The sequence below is a fragment of the Pseudomonas sp. WS 5011 genome, assembly GCF_012985775.1.
GTDB classification, from domain to species: Bacteria; Pseudomonadota; Gammaproteobacteria; order Pseudomonadales; family Pseudomonadaceae; genus Aquipseudomonas; species Aquipseudomonas peli.
The window spans coordinates 214061-230274 of sequence record NZ_JAAQXA010000002.1; the positions used below are offsets into that span (position 1 = coordinate 214061).

Here is a 16214-nt window from a genome sequence, read left to right on the forward strand (position 1 = left end):
TGACCAGTATCCCACCCTGAACAAGGCAATCCGCATGGCCGGCGAAACCTCACTAACAACATTGCTCCGCAGCATGAGCCCACAGCTGAACGATGGAGCATACGTGTTCTGCAGTCTGAGCGATGCCGCGCAACTGGACGATGTGCAGCCGCTTGGCAGCTTTCAGGAAGCCGAAGGCCTCACGGTGATCCTGCCGCTCCAGCAAGCCGAACACCTGGGTTTGCCGTTCAGCTACGTAGCCGCCTGGCTGACGCTGCATGTGCATTCGGCTCTGGAAGCAGTCGGTTTGACGGCTGCCGTCGCCAGCGCACTGGCGCAAGCCGGGATTAGCTGCAACGTGATCGCCGGCTTCTACCACGACCACCTGTTCGTCGCCCACGCCGATGGACCGCGCGCACTGGCCGTTCTGCAACAGCTCAGTGCACAGGCGGAGTAACCGAGATGTGGCAAAGCTATAGCAACGGATTACTGATCGCCGCCGGGCTGATCATCGCCCTCGGCGCACAGAATGCCTTCGTGTTGGCGCAAAGCCTGCGCCGTGAGCATCACCTGCCGGTGGCGCTGCTCTGTGTGGTCTGCGATGCGTTGCTGGTGGCCGCCGGAGTCTTCGGCCTGGCCGCCGTGCTGGCGCAAAGTCCGCTGCTGCTGGGCATCGCTCGCTGGGGCGGCGCGGCTTTTTTGCTCTGGTATGGCGCCCAGGCGCTGGTTCGTGCCAGCCGCCCACAGGCACTGAATCAGGCCAGTGAAAGCGGCCCGCGCTCACGTAAGGCGGTACTACTGGCGGCACTGGCAGTGACCCTACTCAACCCGCATGTGTACCTCGACACGGTGCTACTGATCGGCTCACTCGGCGCACAACAACCGGTGCCTGGCGCCTATGCGCTGGGCGCGGTAAGCGCTTCTTTAATGTGGTTCTTCTGCCTGGCACTAGGCGCGGCCTGGCTTGCACCCTGGTTGGCGCGCCCAAGCACCTGGCGCTTTATTGACCTGGGCGTGGCCTTGATGATGTTCAGCATTGCCTGGCAGCTAATGAGCAACCCCGGCATGCTCTAAAACGGCCCTGATGCAACATGCCGAGGTGGTTTTCCACACAGTTGCCGCGTGTTTAAGGCGCAGTGCCGGTGCTATGATCAAGGGCTTGCGGCGCAAAGAGATAACTCACGCCGCTGAGATGGCCGCCCGTGATCGGCCTCGCGCACACCGCACCTGACCTGATTAGGAGATAGACAATGGCTTTCGAATTGCCGCCGCTGCCCTACGCACATGACGCCCTGCAGCCGCACATTTCCAAGGAAACCTTGGAATTCCACCACGACAAGCACCACAACACCTACGTCGTGAACCTGAACAACCTGGTCCCAGGCACCGAGTTCGAAGGCAAAACCCTGGAAGAAATCGTCAAGACTTCTTCGGGTGGCATATTCAACAACGCCGCTCAGGTCTGGAACCACACCTTCTACTGGAACTGCCTGGCGCCTAACGCCGGTGGCCAGCCAACTGGTGCCCTGGCTGACGCGATCAACGCCGCGTTCGGTTCCTTCGACAAGTTCAAGGAAGAGTTCAGCAAAGTGTCCATCGGCACCTTCGGTTCCGGCTGGGGCTGGCTGGTGAAAAAAGCTGACGGTTCCCTGGCTCTGGCCAGCACCATCGGCGCCGGCTGCCCGCTGACCAGCGGCGATACCCCGCTGCTGACCTGCGACGTTTGGGAACACGCCTACTACATCGACTACCGCAACCTGCGTCCGAAGTATGTTGAGGCGTTCTGGAACCTGGTCAACTGGGACTTCGTGGCGAAAAACTACGCCGCGTAACCTGCGTTACCCACAAAAAACCCGGCCTTGCGCCGGGTTTTTTGCTGTCGGGGCCAAGGTTTACAGCAGTTTGCGCGGAGCAAATGCCAGGTGCAGCGCCTCCACTTGCTGTACAGCCATAGACAGACGCTGATCGGCCACCACTGGCCCCAGGTATTCACACAGCCCGATATACAGCAGGTTGAGCAGTTGCCGCAGTTGCTCCAGCCCCAGGTTGGCCACGTCCAGCTCTGCACCCTGCTCAAGCCAGGCCCGCACGCGCAAACGCTGCTCATTACTGCCCAGCAGGTTGCTCAGATTGCCTGCGGCGAAACGCTGCAGACGTGGCAGCAGGCCAGCGTCCAGTCCGTTGAACAGCACCCGGCTTAACGCCTCGAAGGTATGCCGTGCATGCACGTCTGCCGTATTGCTCGGCGGTGCGCTCAGGCCCATGCGTTGCCGCCAGCTGAGCAGCTGCGGTTCCGGGTCCGGCAGCAACGCCGATAACGGCCCCGTGAGCGCCCCCACCAGCTCGCGGTAAAGCTTGGCACGCTCCAACTTGCGCTCGCAGGTCGCCGCCACCTCACCCAGAAACTCATTCAGTGCAAACGGCGGTTTGTCCGCGTATTTACTTTCCCACAGCGCCAGCACCGCCAGCAGTTCGTCTTCAGCAAAGTGGCCGGCCAGCCCGGTGTAGATCGCCCGTCGGCGAGTTGCCAGGCTCATGTCACACCCTCCTCGGCAGGTCGTTACTGTCGAAGGTCACAGCCAGGTTGAACTCGGGATAGCCCACTTCGGCATGCTCGGCATAATCCAAGCCACGCTGCTCATGCTGCGTAGAGGTGCGCAGACCGAGGGTTTTCGCCAATAACAGGTAAAGCATCAGCGCCAGCGGGAAGGCCCAGACAAACGCCACACCCGCGCCGAGCAACTGCACACCGACCCGCGACCAGTTGAACAGATCACCACTGAAGAACAGCCCGGCCGCCACGGTGCCCCAGACACCGGCAAAACCATGCACGGGGACCGCCCCCACAACATCATCCAGCTGCCAGCGCTCCAGCAGGCGCATGCCGAAGACCACCACACCACCGGCCACCAGTCCGGTCAGAAGGGCAAACAGCGGCGACATGGTTGCGCAACCGGCGGTGATGCCGACCAGGCCGCCGAGTGAGCCATTCACCGTAGTGGTCAGCAGCACCGGGCTGGAGGTGCTGCGCTGCGCCAGAAAGGCCCCCAACGCCCCAGCCGATGCTGCCAGATGAGTATTTAAGGCAATCAGGCCGAGGCTGACATTCATCTCCAGACTGCTGCCGGCGTTAAAGCCAAACCAGCCGACCCAGAGGATAAAACCGCCCAGCGCGACCAGGCTGAGGTTATGCCCGGGAATGCTGCGCGGTGTGCCGTCCGCAGCAAAACGCCCTAGACGCGGCCCAAGCACCAGAATACCGGCCAACGCACACCAGGCACCGATGCTGTGTACCACGGTCGAACCGGCGAAATCGATAAACCCCAGCGCCGCCAACCAGCCCTGGCCGCCATAGATGCCGCTCCATACCCAGCTGCCGAACACCGGGTAGATAAACCCGCTGATCACCACCGCACCAATCAGGTAGGCCGAATAGCGCGTACGCTCAGCCATCGCGCCGCTGGCGATGGTCGCCGCCGTGGCCGCAAACATCATCTGAAACAGCAGAAAGGTGAAATCCCACGGCTCGCCATCGTGCGGTGCAAAATGACTCATGCCGAACCAGCCAGTGATGTTGCTGCCGAACATCAAGCCAAAACCGAACAGCCAGAAGGTGATGCCCCCCACGCACCCATCCATGTAATTTTTCATCATCACATTGACGGCGTTCTTGGCCCTCGACATACCGCTTTCCAGCAAGGCAAAGCCGGCCTGCATGAAAAACACCAACACGCTGGCCAACACCAGCCAGGCGGTGTTGAGTGCCTCATCGCTGGCCGCTAGAGCCAGTGGCGAAACCGCAAATACCGCTATCCCTATCAGTCGAATTTTCATTGCAGCGTCCCCCATGAAGGTGAATACACGGGGCTTCGCAACTCTCATGCCAAGCAAGAAACCGCCAAACGGCGCTCAAGCCTCGGGCAACTCGCACCGACACAGTGCAGCAGGCCAATACAGCGGTCAGCAGCCGCGCCATCGCCGCGCAGATAATTTGTTCGACAAACTTTAGTAATGGCCCTTTGACTGCAAGCGCGACTTTGCCAATACTCACTAGCGTGTGACGCCGAAGGCCCGAACAAGGAACCGTCATTTGAAGCTGGAACTCAAAAACAGCTTGTCACTTAAGTTACTCCGCGTGGTGCTGCTCTCAGCGCTAATCGTTGGCGTGGTCTTGAGTCTTGCCCAGATTGTTTTCGACGTTTACAAAACACGTCAGGCAGTCGCCAATGACGCGCACCGTATTCTCGGCATGTTCCGTGACCCATCCACGCAGGCGGTCTACAGCCTGGACCGGGAAATGGGCATGCAGGTGATTGAAGGCCTGTTCCAGCACGAATCCGTGCGAATGGCGGCCATTGGTCACCCCAACGAGCCGATGCTGGCGGAGAAAGCCCGAGAGCAGGTCGACATCCCCACACGCTGGCTCACCGACCCGATTCTCGGCAAAGAACAGAACTTCACCACCCAGCTTGTCGGCCGCGGCCCCTACAGCGAGTATTACGGCGACCTCAGCATCACCCTCGATACCGCGCCCTACGGCGAAAGCTTTGTTACCAACTCCGTCATCATCTTTATCTCAGGCGTGCTGCGTGCGCTAGCCATGGGCTTGGTGCTGTATTTGGTCTATCACTGGCTGCTGACCAAACCGCTGTCGAAGATCATCGAGCACCTGACCAACATCAACCCGGACCGCCCCAGCGAGCACAAGCTACCGATGCTCAAGGGCAACGAGAAGAATGAACTGGGGCTTTGGATTAACACCGCCAACCAGCTGCTGTCTTCCATCGAACGCAACACCAATCTGCGCCGTGAAGCAGAAAATAGCCTGCTGCGCATGGCCCAGTATGACTTCCTCACCGGCCTCCCCAACCGCCAGCAGCTGCAACAGCAGCTTGACCAAATTCTGGGAGACGCCGGCCGCCTGCAGCGCCGCGTGGCCGTGCTGTGCGTAGGCCTAGATGACTTCAAAGGCATCAACGAACAGTTCAGTTACCAGACTGGCGATCAGCTGCTGCTGGCCCTGTCCGACCGCCTGCGCAGTCACAGTGGCCGCCTCGGCGCCCTGGCCCGTTTGGGGGGCGATCAGTTCGCGCTGGTACAGGCTGATATCGAGCAGCCTTACGAGGCGGCTGAGTTGGCGCAGAGCGTCCTCGACGACCTCGACAACCCCTTTATGCTCGATCAGCAGCAAGTGCGTCTGCGCGCCACCATCGGCATCACCCTGTTCCCGGAAGACGGCGACAGCACCGAGAAGCTGCTGCAGAAAGCCGAACAGACCATGACCCTGGCCAAGAGCCGCTCACGCAACCGTTACCAGTTCTATATCGCCAGCGTCGACAGTGAAATGCGCCGCCGCCGCGAGCTGGAAAAAGACCTGCGTGATGCCCTGGCACTGAATCAACTGCACCTGGTTTACCAACCGCAGGTCGACTACCGCGACCACAGCGTGGTCGGTGTCGAGGCGCTGCTGCGTTGGCAGCATCCGCAACACGGCTTTGTACCGCCGGACCTGTTTATCCCACTGGCCGAACAGAACGGCACCATCATCCCGATTGGCGAATGGATTCTCGACCAGACCTGCCGCCAGTTGCGCGAATGGCACGACCAAGGTTTCACCGAGCTGCGCATGGCGGTCAACCTGTCCACCGTGCAGCTGCACCACGCCGAGCTGCCACGTGTGGTCAACAACCTGATGCAGGTCTACCGCCTGCCGCTGCGCAGCTTGGAGCTGGAAGTCACCGAAACCGGCCTGATGGAAGACATCAACACCGCCGCCCAGCACCTGCTCAGCCTACGTCGCTCCGGGGCACTGATCGCCATCGATGACTTTGGTACTGGTTACTCCTCACTGAGTTACCTGAAGAGCCTGCCGCTGGACAAGATCAAGATCGACAAGAGCTTTGTGCAGGACCTGCTGGAAGACGAAGACGATGCCACCATCGTGCGCGCCATCATCCAGCTGGGTAAGAGCCTCGGCATGCAGGTCATCGCCGAGGGCGTGGAAACCGTGGAGCAGGAGGCCTATATCATCGCCCAGGGCTGTAACGAGGGGCAGGGTTACCTCTACAGCAAGCCGCTGCCGGCACGCGAACTGACGACCTACTTGAAACAAGCCCGGCGACTCAACAGTGCCGCCAATCCCGCGACTCTCTGACGCCAGACGCCTACGAAAAGCCCGCCAACAGGCGGGCTTTTTTATACGCGGCGCTTTTACCTAGAAGCGGTTGATTCCCAGCAACCAGGCCGCTGCCAGCGCGCCGGCCAGACACAGCACCACACCGCCAGCCGCCTGCCAGTAGAACTGACGCACCAGTTCATCCTCTCCAGCACAGGATAGGATAAACGGCTGCGCCTCACGCGGTTTCGCCAGGTGATGCTGCACCGGCTGAGTACTTTGCCGACGATGCCGGTCTTCGGCCTCCAGGCTCGCAGCTAGCTGCACGCGCTGCCACTCACGCTCATCCAGCTGGCCATTGCCGTCACTGTCAAAGCGCTGCAGCAGGCCGCCGAAGTCACCCTTCCACTCGCGAATTACTGCGCCTTGAGCGGCCGGCAGATCCAGGCCCTGACGGCCGCCACCGCTGCTGCGAAAATCACCAATGGCATACAGCGGCTGGCCGGCATGCAAACGCTCCTCGGTATAGCGATAGCGGTCATCATTGCTGAACAGCGCGCGCCAACCGGTTTTCGCCGCACCCAGCGGGTGACGCAAACTGCCTTTCCACACCTCACGAGTCAGCGGCCGCACCTGTGCACCGCGCGGGTCGATCAGGCAACTGCCGGTGCTGTCGTCGAGTCGCAGCAACGCCTCGCTGCTGCCGCTTTCCAAGGTGCGCCAACTGCGCTTTTTGCCGTTTGAGGTGTATTCCTCGATTTTGTAACGCCACCACAAGCAGGGCGTATTGGTCAGCGGACCGAGCAGTGGAGGCTCGGTGCTGTCATGCAGTACGCCATAGAATTCGACATATCCCTGAGCCGCAGAACGAATCTTCGATGTCGGCGTATCGAGCAGATGCCGCGCCTGGGAGAAACGCCGCAAAAACCACCACGCCCCGCCCGCGCTGACCGCCACGCTGCAGGCCAGCCCAACAAGCTGTCCTTGAATATCCACGGTTTAGCCAAACAGCGACTTGAGGTCGACGTCGGCTTTTTCGCCCTCACTGAACTCCAGCAGCGCGGCCTCCTTGAAAGCGAAAGCGCGAGCGACGATCACGTCGGGGAACTGCTCGATGCGCACGTTGTTCAGGTTAACCGCCTCGTTGTACAACTCGCGGCGGTCAGCAATACCGTTTTCCAGGCCGCTGATGCGCTGCTGCAGATGCTGGAAGCTCTCATTGGCTTTCAGCTCCGGGTAGTTCTCCGCCAAGGCGAACAGCTGACCGAGACCAGCGCGCAGGCCTGTCTCGGCCTTGCCCAGGGCATTCATATCGCCTTTTGCCTGGGCGCTGGAAACCGCTTGGCGTGCGGCAATCACCGCTTCCAGCGTGCCGCGTTCGTGCTGCATGTACTGCTTGCAGGTTTCCACCAACTTGGGCAATTCCTCGTGGCGCTGCTTGAGCATCACATCAATATTCGACCAAGCCTTGCTGACGCCATGCTTCAAACGCACCAGCGCGTTGTAGAGCATCACGGCATACGCCGCGAGCAGGACCAACAGCACAATGACGACAACACTGGTAAGGCTCATGCGGGACTCCTGAATGGTTCTTGAAGGCAGCTGTGCTGGCATTTTAGCCCTATCGAATTGCCCGATCGCAGACTTTGCCCACAGCTCGCGGTGAAAAAGCTGCATTGATCCTTTGCGCAAAATGAAAATCTTTCGCATTATGTTTCGGTTTTTGTACCCGCTTGCGTGGGTGCTTACTCTCACCAGCAAAGGATTCCGCCATGCTCCGTATGCCCCTGGCCTCTGCCAGCCTGCTCGCCATCGCCATCTCACTCGCCGGTTGCGGTGAAGACAAAGCGCCAGCCACCCAAGCTGCCGCACCTGCTGCCAGCAGCACCAGCGCCCCGGCAGCCGCCACCAGCCAAGTCGATGAAGCCGCCAGCAAAGCGGTGGTCAGCCACTACGCCAACCTGGCCCTGGCCGTATTCAGCGATGCCGCCAGCACTGGCAAGACCCTGCAAAGCGCCATCGATGCCCTGCTCGCCAACCCGAGTGACGACACCCTGAAAGCCGCCCGCGAAGCCTGGCTGGCAGCCCGTGTGCCTTACATGCAGACTGAAGTGTTCCGCTTCGGCAACGCCGTAGTCGACGATTGGGAAGGCCAGCTGAACGCCTGGCCGCTGGACGAAGGCCTGATCGACTACGTCGCCAAGGACTACCAACACGCCCTGGGCAACCCAGGCGCCAGCGCCAACATCATCGCCAACACCGAACTGCAGGTCGGTGAAGACAAGCTCGATGTCACCACCATCACCCCGGAACTGTTGGCCAGCCTGAATGAGCTGGGCGGCTCCGAAGCCAACGTCGCCACCGGCTACCACGCCATCGAATTCCTGCTCTGGGGCCAAGACCTGAACGGCAGCGGCCCAGGTGCCGGCGAGCGTCCAGCCAGCGATTTCGTCGTGGGTGAAGGCGCCACTGGCGGCAACAACGAGCGTCGCCGCGCCTTTATCAAAGCCGCCGCAGACCTGCTGGTCAGCGACCTCGACGCCATGGTTGTGCAGTGGCAAGCCGGCAAAACCGACAACTACCGCGCCACGCTGGAAGCCGACACGGCTGAAAATGGCCTGCGCAAGATGCTTTTCGGTATGGGCAGCCTGTCCCTCGGCGAGCTGGCCGGCGAGCGCATGAAGGTCGCGCTGGAAGCTAACTCCACCGAAGACGAGCACGACTGCTTCAGCGACAACACCCACAACTCGCACTTCTACAACGGCAAAGGTATTCGCAACGTCTACCTGGGCGAATACAAGAAAGTCGACGGCACCACCCTGACCGGCCCAAGCCTGTCGTCGCTGGTGGCCAAGGTTGACGCCGCCGCTGACAGCACCCTGAAAACCGACCTCGAAGCCACCGAAGGCAAGCTGCAGGCTCTGGTCGACAGCGCCAACAACGGCAAGCACTTCGATCAGCTGATCGCTGCCGACAACGCCGAAGGCCAGCAGATCGTTCGTGATGCCATCGCCGCGCTGGTCAAACAGACCGGCGCAATCGAGCAGGCCGCTGGCAAGCTGGGTATCAGTGATCTCAATCCGGATACAGCTGACCACAGCTTCTAAGCGCGTAGGACTTGCTGCGCGTTGGCGATACTGCGTTGAAAACAGCCTTGTCTCGTTCTAGCTCGCGAAGTCCGAAAATTTGTAGTGCATAAAAAGCCGCGACTCCTAAACCGGAGCCGCGGCTTTTTAATGCCTGCGACCTTTGACCGCCACCGATAATGCAAATCCGTCTTATTTAAAACTGATCAGACTGTTAAGATCAGCCGCCTGTTTTTCTGCTGCGGATGTCCTTTCATGTTTGCGCCGCATCACGTTGCGCTGCTGTTGGCCTTGGGCCTGAGCTTGATCGCCTGCGATAAAACCCCACAGTTCACCCAAGCCGAGCCTGGCGAAGCCCTGTCTGCGGGCAGCACTACCGTGCGCAAGACGGATCAGAACGCCTTCTCCCTGCCATCCGCCAACCTGTCACCGTCACGCCGCCTAGATTTCAGCGTCGGCAACAGTTTCTTCCGCAATCCCTGGGTCACCGCACCGGCCACTACTACCGCGCGCGATGGTCTCGGCCCGCTGTTCAATACCAACGCCTGCCAGAACTGCCATATCAAGGACGGTCGCGGCCATCCGCCAGCGCCTGATGCGATCAGCTCAGTGTCAATGCTGGTACGCCTGTCGATTCCTGCCGGCAGCGAACATGCCGAGATTATCCAGCGCCTCGGCGTGCTCGCCGAACCCACCTACGGCGGCCAACTGCAGGACATGGCTAATCCAGGCGTCGCGCCAGAAGGCAAGGTACGCGTCAGCTACAGCACACTGCGGGTCAGCTTGGCCGATGGTGAGCAGGTCGAGCTGCGCAAGCCCAGCCTGGAAATCAGCCAGCTCGGTTACGGTTCCCTGCATCCCGACACGCTGTTTTCCGCGCGTATCGCCCCGCCGATGATCGGCCTTGGCCTGCTCGAAGCCATTCCCGAAGCGGCCATCCTGACCAATGCCGACCCCGAAGACAGCAATGGCGATGGCATCTCCGGTCGCGCCAACCAGGTCTGGGACCGTGAGCAACAACGCACGGTGCTCGGTCGTTTTGGCTGGAAGGCCGGCCAGCCCACGCTCAATCAGCAGAATGCCGAAGCCTTTGCCAATGACATGGGCCTGACCAGCACGCTGGTGGCCCATGACAACTGCACAACGGCGCAGACCGACTGCCTTAGCGCGCCTCATGGCGGCGAGCCGGAGGTCAGCGATAACATCCTCGCCAGCGTGCTGTTCTACACCCGTAACCTCGGCGTGCCGGCACGCCGCGGCGCCGATACGCCGCAGGTGCTGGCTGGCAAAAACCTGTTCTTCCAGGCCGGTTGCCAGGGCTGTCATACCCCGCAATTCACCACCGCTGCCGATGCTGCCGAGCCTGAGTTGGCCAATCAGCTGATTCGCCCCTACAGCGACTTGCTGCTGCATGACATGGGCGAAGGCTTGGCTGACAACCGCCCGGAGTTTCTCGCCAGCGGCCGCGAATGGCGCACCCCGCCACTCTGGGGCATCGGCCTGACTGAAACCGTCAACGGCCACACCCAGTTCCTGCATGACGGCCGCGCACGCAACATGCTGGAGGCCATTCTCTGGCACGGCGGCGAGGCCGAGACAGCCAAGCAGCAGGTCATGACTTTCAATGCTGACGAGCGCGCCGCGCTGTTGGCTTTTCTGAATTCGTTGTAAAGGAGCCGCAGATGATCCGCTCACCCCTCACGCTCGCCCTGCTCAGCCTCACGCTTACCGCCTGCAGCCCAAGCGATCCGCAGCAGCAGGTCAGCCGCGCGCTCACCGATGGCGTATTGCTGCCGATCTACAGCGCCTGGAGCGAAGCCGACCGCCAGCTGGCCACCAGCGGCCAAGCCTTCTGCGCCGGCCAACAGAACCTCGCCGACGCCCGCCAGGCCTTTGCCAGCGCGCAAAGCGCCTGGGCAGCCGTGCAGCCGGTGGCATTCGGTCCACTGGCGGAAGGCAACCGCGCCTGGCAGGTGCAGTTCTGGCCGGACAAGAAGAACCTGGTAGCGCGTCAGGTTGAGGCGTTGGTCAACAGCAAACCCGAGCTGACTCCGGCCGATCTGGATAAATCCAGCGTCGTGGTGCAAGGCCTCACCGCCTATGAGTACCTGCTGTTCGACCCGGCCATTGATCTGAATGTCGCCGAGCAGAAAGCCCGCTACTGCCCGCTGATCGTTGCCATCGGTCAGCACCAGCAAGTCCTCGCCGCCGATGTGCTAAGCCAGTGGCAAGCCAAAGACGGTATGGCCGCGCTGCTCAAGGATTTCCCCAACGCGCGCTACGCCGAAGCCCCGGAAGCGGTGGCCGAACTGCTGCGCACCCAGGTCAGCGCCATCGACGGGCTAAAGAAGAAACTCGGCACGCCACTCGGCCGCCAGAGCAAAGGCCAACCGCAGCCTTATCAGGCTGAAGCCTGGCGCAGCAACGCCAGTTTGACCAACCTCGCTGCCAGCCTGGCCAGCGCCGAACGCATCTGGCTGGGCGCCGAACAGGATGGCATCCAGGCGCTGCTCGGCAGTGATCACGACGCACTGAAACAACGCATCAACGCCGCCTACAGCGACACCCGCCAGCGCCTGGCTGCCGCCCAGCGCCCGCTCGGCGAGCTGCTTAGCGACGAAGCCGGGCGCGCCGAGATCAACGCCCTGTATGACAGCCTGAATGTGCTGCATCGTCTGCATGAATCCGAGCTGGCCAAGACCCTGGGCATCCAGCTGGGCTTTAACGCTCACGACGGTGACTGAGTCATGCAGATCAATCGCCGTGCCTTTCTAGGGCTGAGCATCGCTGCTGTTGCCGCTACGGCAGCGGCCGCCGGCACTTACGGTGGCTGGACGCTGATGCACAGCGGCGCGCAGCCGCTATTGCTGTCGGCACGTAACGACAGCGCCGGTAAGCACTTCGCGGTCGGCTACCGACTGGATGGCAGCCAGGTATTTGCCACTCAGGTGAACGAGCGCTGCCACGATGTCATCGGCCACCCGTTTCTGCCGATGGCGCTGTTTGTCGGTCGCCGTCCAAGCACGCAAAGCTACCTGATCGACACCCGTGACGGTCGTCTGCTGCAAACCGTTCACTCACCCGAACAGCGCCACTTCTATGGTCACGCGGTGTTCCACAAAGATGGCGAATGGCTGTACGCCACCGAGAACGACACCTCCGATCCCGGTCGCGGTGTACTGGGCGTTTACCGCTTGCAAGGCGAGCAATTGCAACGTGTAAGCGAACTGTCGACTCATGGCATCGGTCCGCACCAGCTGCTCTGGATGCCCGACGGTGAAACCTTGGCGGTGGCCAACGGCGGTATCCGCACAGAGGCTGACAGCCGGGTGGAAATGAACCTCAACGCCATGGAGTCCAGCCTGGTGCTGCTGCGCCGCGACGGCAGCCTGGTCAGCAAGGAGCAACTGCCGGAACGGATGAACAGCGTGCGTCATATGGCCGTGGCCAACGACGGCACACTGGTCACCGGCCAGCAATACATGGGCGAACTCAGCGATGCGGTGCCGCTGTTGGCGATCAAACGCCCTGACCAGCCCTTCCAGCATTTCCCCGTGGACGACGCACAACGTCAGCTGATGAGCCAGTACACCGCCAGCGTGGCGATTCACAGCGAGCTACGCCTGCTGGCATTGACCGCCCCGCGCGGCAACCGGGTGTTTATCTGGGACCTTGACAGCGCCGAGCTGCGCCTGGACGCGCCGCTGGCTGATTGCGCCGGTGTTGGCGCCGTGGCGAATGGCTTTGTGGTCAGCAGCGGCGTCGGGCGCTGCCGCCTGTACGACTGCCGCAATCCCCAAATCAGCAGCACCCCACTGCACCTGCCGGCCGGCCTGTGGGACAACCACTTGCGCCTGGTTTAACACCGTATAGCTAAACCTGTAATACGCCTGCGGCACGCTAAAGAACGCTGCCGCAGAGCCGATCTATACTCCTGACTAGCTGCTACTTCCGGCAATCCGGCCCAGCTGGTACCAGTCGATAGGGATCTTCGCAGTTTGGGCGCGCTCAGCGTCACTGGCATCCCGCCTTCCACACTCAGGGGTATCACCCATGTTTCTGCAAAAATCCTTGCGCGCGCAGATTCTCGCCTTACTTGGCGGCAGTCTGGCGCTGATTCTGGTCACGGCACTGGCCTGCTTCAGCTTTCTGTCCAATGGCATGCAGGCCTACCGCGGTCTACTTGAGGGCCCACTTGAAGCGTCGTCCCTGATTGACTCGACCAACCTGAACTTCAAGACCCAGGTACAGGAATGGAAAAACGTTCTGCTGCGCGGCAGCGACAAGGCGCAGCTGGACAAATACTGGGGCCAGTTTGAAGCGCAGGAGCGCAAGGTTCAGGACTTACTGGGCCAGCTGAGTGAATTGGCCAACAACGATCGCGCACTGAAGAGCAAAGTCGACGCTCTGCGCAGCGAGCACCAGACGCTCGGCGCCAACTACCGCAAGGGGCGTGATGCCTTTGTCGCGGCCGGCGGCGACGCTGCGGTGGGTGACAAGGCGGTGTCAGGCATTGACCGCAATACCGCCCAACAGATGGAAGCCCTGTCCAGCGAGCTGCATAAGCAGAGCCTGGAGCAGGCCGGCCTGATCAATGCCTCGGCCGAGCGCACCATCACCTTTGGCACCCTGCTGATGCTGGGGGCCACTGTGGTGATCGCGCTGTTCAGCCTGTGGCTGGTCAACCGCAATCTGATCAACCCGATCCGTGAGCTGATCGAGCACATAGCCCAACTCAGCCACGGTAACTTCGGCCAGCATGTCGACGCGACCCGTCAGGATGAGCTGGGCAAGCTGGCCATTGCTGCGAACATTCTGCGCGACTTCCTCTCGGATACCTTCACCCGCCTTAAGCGCAGCACGGCTGACCTGGACATTGCCAGCGGCGAACTCAACTCCATCGCCACGCTGATGGCCCAGGGCACGCGCGAACAGTTTTCGCGTACCGACCAGGTCGCCACCGCCATGCATGAAATGTCCGCCACGGCCCAGGAAGTCGCGCGTCATGCTGCCGAAGCCGCCGGCGCCGCCGATGCCGCTGACAGCGCCGCACGCCAGGGCGAAACAGTGATGCAGGCCACCATCAAGACCATCACCGACATTCGCGGTGAGATCAGCAACACTTCGGAAGTGATTCGTCGCCTGGAAGCCGACAGCGGGCGCATCGGCAAAGTGCTGGAAGTGATTCGCGGCATCGCGGAGCAGACCAACCTGCTCGCGCTTAACGCCGCCATCGAAGCGGCGCGTGCCGGCGAACAGGGCCGCGGCTTTGCCGTGGTGGCGGATGAAGTACGCACCCTGGCCCAGCGCACCGCCGAGTCGACGGCAGAAATCCACCAGATCATCGACACTGTGCAGACTGGGGCGGTGAATGCCGTGCGCGCCATTGAAAGTGGTCAGAGCCGCAGCGAGGAAGGTGTAACCCAGGTGACCCAGGCCGGCGCCACGCTGCAGTTGATCACCAGTGCGGTGGAAGCCATTCGCGACATGAACCGGCAAATCGCCACTGCCGCCGAAGAACAGACCTCGGTAGCCGAAGACATTTCGCGCAACCTGACCGAGATCACCGCAATTGCCACTGCCAACCAGGAAAACGTGCAACGCACCGAAAGCGCCGGGCAAAACCTGCACGTCCTCTCCGGGCAACTGAATGAAGTCACCCAGCGCTTGAGTGCCTGACACCCGGCCAGCGCACAGCAAAATGCCAGCCGATGCTGGCATTTTGCTTAATAACGCCTTGAACCTTGAGGCAACTTTTGCACAACAATGTTTTGCAAATGCGAATCTTTGACAGGCCTCTGCCCGAGGTCTAATGTGCCCCTCTTGCCTATTCCCAGGCCTCTATCCGCCTCGCCAAGGATTCGGAATATGTTGCTCCGCCGTATGCTCTTTATGCTCGGCGCAGTACTCGTCGTGGTACTCGCCCTCGCCGCCTACAAAGGCTTCTCCATCTACCAACAAGTGCAGATGTTCTCCGCACCGCAGCCGGCCATCAGCGTCGACGCCACGACGGCAGAAGAACGTCCATGGCAGGGCCGTCTGCCCGCTATCGGCACGCTCAAGGCTTTTCAGGGCGTGGACCTGACAGTGGAAGTCGGTGGCACGGTGCAGCAAGTGCTGTTCCGTTCCGGTGAGCAGGTCAGCCTGCAACAACCCCTGATCCAGATGGACAGCGATGTCGAGCAGGCCAGCCTGGGCACTGCCCAGGCCGAACTGGGCTTGGCCCGCGTGGAATACGAGCGCGGTCGCAGCCTGGTCAATCGCCAGAGCATCTCGAAAAGCGAGTTCGACCGCCTCTCCGCCAGCCTGCAGAAGGCCAATGCCAGCGTCGCCCAGCTGCAAGCGCAACTGGCGAAGAAACGCATCCTCGCGCCCTTTGCCGGCACCATCGGCATCCGCCAAGTGGATGTCGGTGATTACCTGTCCTCCGGCACCACCATCGCCACCCTGCAGGACCTGAGTAAGCTCTACGTCGACTTCTTCCTGCCCGAACAGGCGGTGCCTAAGCTGGCCGTGGGCGAGCGTGTGCGCTTCAGCGTGGCGGCGTACCCGAGCGAGATGTTCGAAGGCGAAATTGCCGCGATCAACCCAAAGGTCGAAGACACCACACGCAACGTGCAGGTCCGCGCCATGTTGATCAACCCGGACAATAAATTGCTGCCCGGGATGTTCGCCAACCTGGAAGTGCTGCTACCGGGTGAGCAGAACCTGATCGTAGTGCCGGAAACGGCCATCACCTACACCCTCTACGGCAACTCGGTGTACGTGATCGGCGAGAAGAAAGGGGAAGACGGCCAGGTGGTCAAAGACGACAAAGGCCAGGCCGAACTGGTGGTCGAACGCCGCTTCGTTGAGACCGGCGAGCGCCGCGAAGGCCAGGTGGTGATTCTCAAAGGCCTGCAGGCCGGTGAGCAGGTGGTGTCTGCCGGCCAGCTGAAGCTGGATAACGGTGCCCATGTCAGCATCGCCAATGCCAATGCCAATGTCGAGGCCAAGCCGAGCGTCGAGTAATCGAGCACGGCACAAAGGAACTT

At 61.4% G+C, this 16214-nt stretch carries 14 protein-coding genes; 10 read left to right on the top strand and 4 right to left on the bottom strand.

What is annotated here, in order from left to right:
* The first annotated feature begins 34 nt into the window (after nucleotides 1-34).
* The 3 genes from HBN63_RS03365 to HBN63_RS03375 all read left to right on the top strand — a co-directional run bounded on the left by HBN63_RS03365 (nucleotide 35) and on the right by HBN63_RS03375 (nucleotide 1811).
* Entirely contained in the window at nucleotides 35-436 is a 402-nt protein-coding gene (locus tag HBN63_RS03365) for an ACT domain-containing protein (protein ID WP_170048394.1), read from the top strand.
* A 5-nt stretch (nucleotides 437-441) separates the two neighbouring features.
* Nucleotides 442-1053 (top strand): LysE/ArgO family amino acid transporter, encoded by a 612-nt coding sequence (locus HBN63_RS03370; RefSeq protein WP_170048395.1) that lies wholly within the window; start codon nucleotides 442-444, stop codon nucleotides 1051-1053.
* 176 nt (nucleotides 1054-1229) lie between these two features.
* Nucleotides 1230-1811, top strand: coding sequence for a Fe-Mn family superoxide dismutase (locus tag HBN63_RS03375; protein WP_090249029.1), 582 nt, complete (start codon nucleotides 1230-1232; stop codon nucleotides 1809-1811).
* A 60-nt stretch (nucleotides 1812-1871) separates the two neighbouring features.
* On the opposite strand, the gene HBN63_RS03380 is transcribed toward HBN63_RS03375, so the two are convergent.
* A complete protein-coding gene (locus HBN63_RS03380; RefSeq protein WP_167142440.1) occupies nucleotides 1872-2516 on the bottom strand; it encodes a hypothetical protein in 645 nt (214 codons plus the stop codon).
* A gap of 1 nt (nucleotide 2517) precedes the next feature.
* Nucleotides 2518-3813 carry an ammonium transporter gene (locus HBN63_RS03385; RefSeq protein ID WP_170048396.1) on the bottom strand — a complete coding sequence of 432 codons (1296 nt, stop codon included), beginning with the start codon at nucleotides 3811-3813 and terminating at the stop codon, nucleotides 2518-2520.
* A gap of 256 nt (nucleotides 3814-4069) precedes the next feature.
* Here HBN63_RS03385 and HBN63_RS03390 point away from each other — a divergent pair, with 256 nt between their 5' ends.
* Nucleotides 4070-6133, top strand: coding sequence for a GGDEF domain-containing phosphodiesterase (locus HBN63_RS03390; RefSeq protein ID WP_090249034.1), 2064 nt, complete (start codon nucleotides 4070-4072; stop codon nucleotides 6131-6133).
* 60 nt (nucleotides 6134-6193) lie between these two features.
* Here HBN63_RS03390 and HBN63_RS03395 read toward each other — a convergent pair whose 3' ends face one another.
* Nucleotides 6194-7090 (bottom strand): GIDE domain-containing protein, encoded by an 897-nt coding sequence (locus HBN63_RS03395; protein ID WP_170048397.1) that lies wholly within the window; start codon nucleotides 7088-7090, stop codon nucleotides 6194-6196.
* 3 nt (nucleotides 7091-7093) lie between these two features.
* On the bottom strand, nucleotides 7094-7666 hold the full coding sequence (locus tag HBN63_RS03400; protein ID WP_170048398.1) for a LemA family protein: 573 nt from the start codon (nucleotides 7664-7666) through the stop codon (nucleotides 7094-7096).
* Nucleotides 7667-7866: 200 nt separating this feature from the next.
* On the opposite strand from HBN63_RS03400, the gene HBN63_RS03405 reads away from it, so the two are divergent.
* From HBN63_RS03405 to HBN63_RS03430, 6 genes are all read left to right on the top strand, one after another.
* A complete protein-coding gene (locus HBN63_RS03405) occupies nucleotides 7867-9201 on the top strand; it encodes an imelysin family protein (RefSeq protein ID WP_170048399.1) in 1335 nt (444 codons plus the stop codon).
* 234 nt (nucleotides 9202-9435) lie between these two features.
* A complete protein-coding gene (locus tag HBN63_RS03410) occupies nucleotides 9436-10851 on the top strand; it encodes a di-heme oxidoredictase family protein (RefSeq protein ID WP_170048400.1) in 1416 nt (471 codons plus the stop codon).
* Nucleotides 10852-10862: 11 nt separating this feature from the next.
* Nucleotides 10863-11924, top strand: coding sequence for an imelysin family protein (locus tag HBN63_RS03415; RefSeq protein WP_170048401.1), 1062 nt, complete (start codon nucleotides 10863-10865; stop codon nucleotides 11922-11924).
* 9 nt (nucleotides 11925-11933) lie between these two features.
* Nucleotides 11934-13043: a DUF1513 domain-containing protein gene (locus HBN63_RS03420; protein WP_170048489.1), complete on the top strand. Its 1110-nt coding sequence runs from the start codon at nucleotides 11934-11936 to the stop codon at nucleotides 13041-13043.
* Between the two features lie 190 nt (nucleotides 13044-13233).
* A complete protein-coding gene (locus HBN63_RS03425) occupies nucleotides 13234-14859 on the top strand; it encodes a methyl-accepting chemotaxis protein (protein ID WP_170048402.1) in 1626 nt (541 codons plus the stop codon).
* Nucleotides 14860-15048: 189 nt separating this feature from the next.
* On the top strand, nucleotides 15049-16191 hold the full coding sequence (locus tag HBN63_RS03430; RefSeq protein WP_170048403.1) for an efflux RND transporter periplasmic adaptor subunit: 1143 nt from the start codon (nucleotides 15049-15051) through the stop codon (nucleotides 16189-16191).
* Nucleotides 16192-16214: the final 23 nt, after the last annotated feature.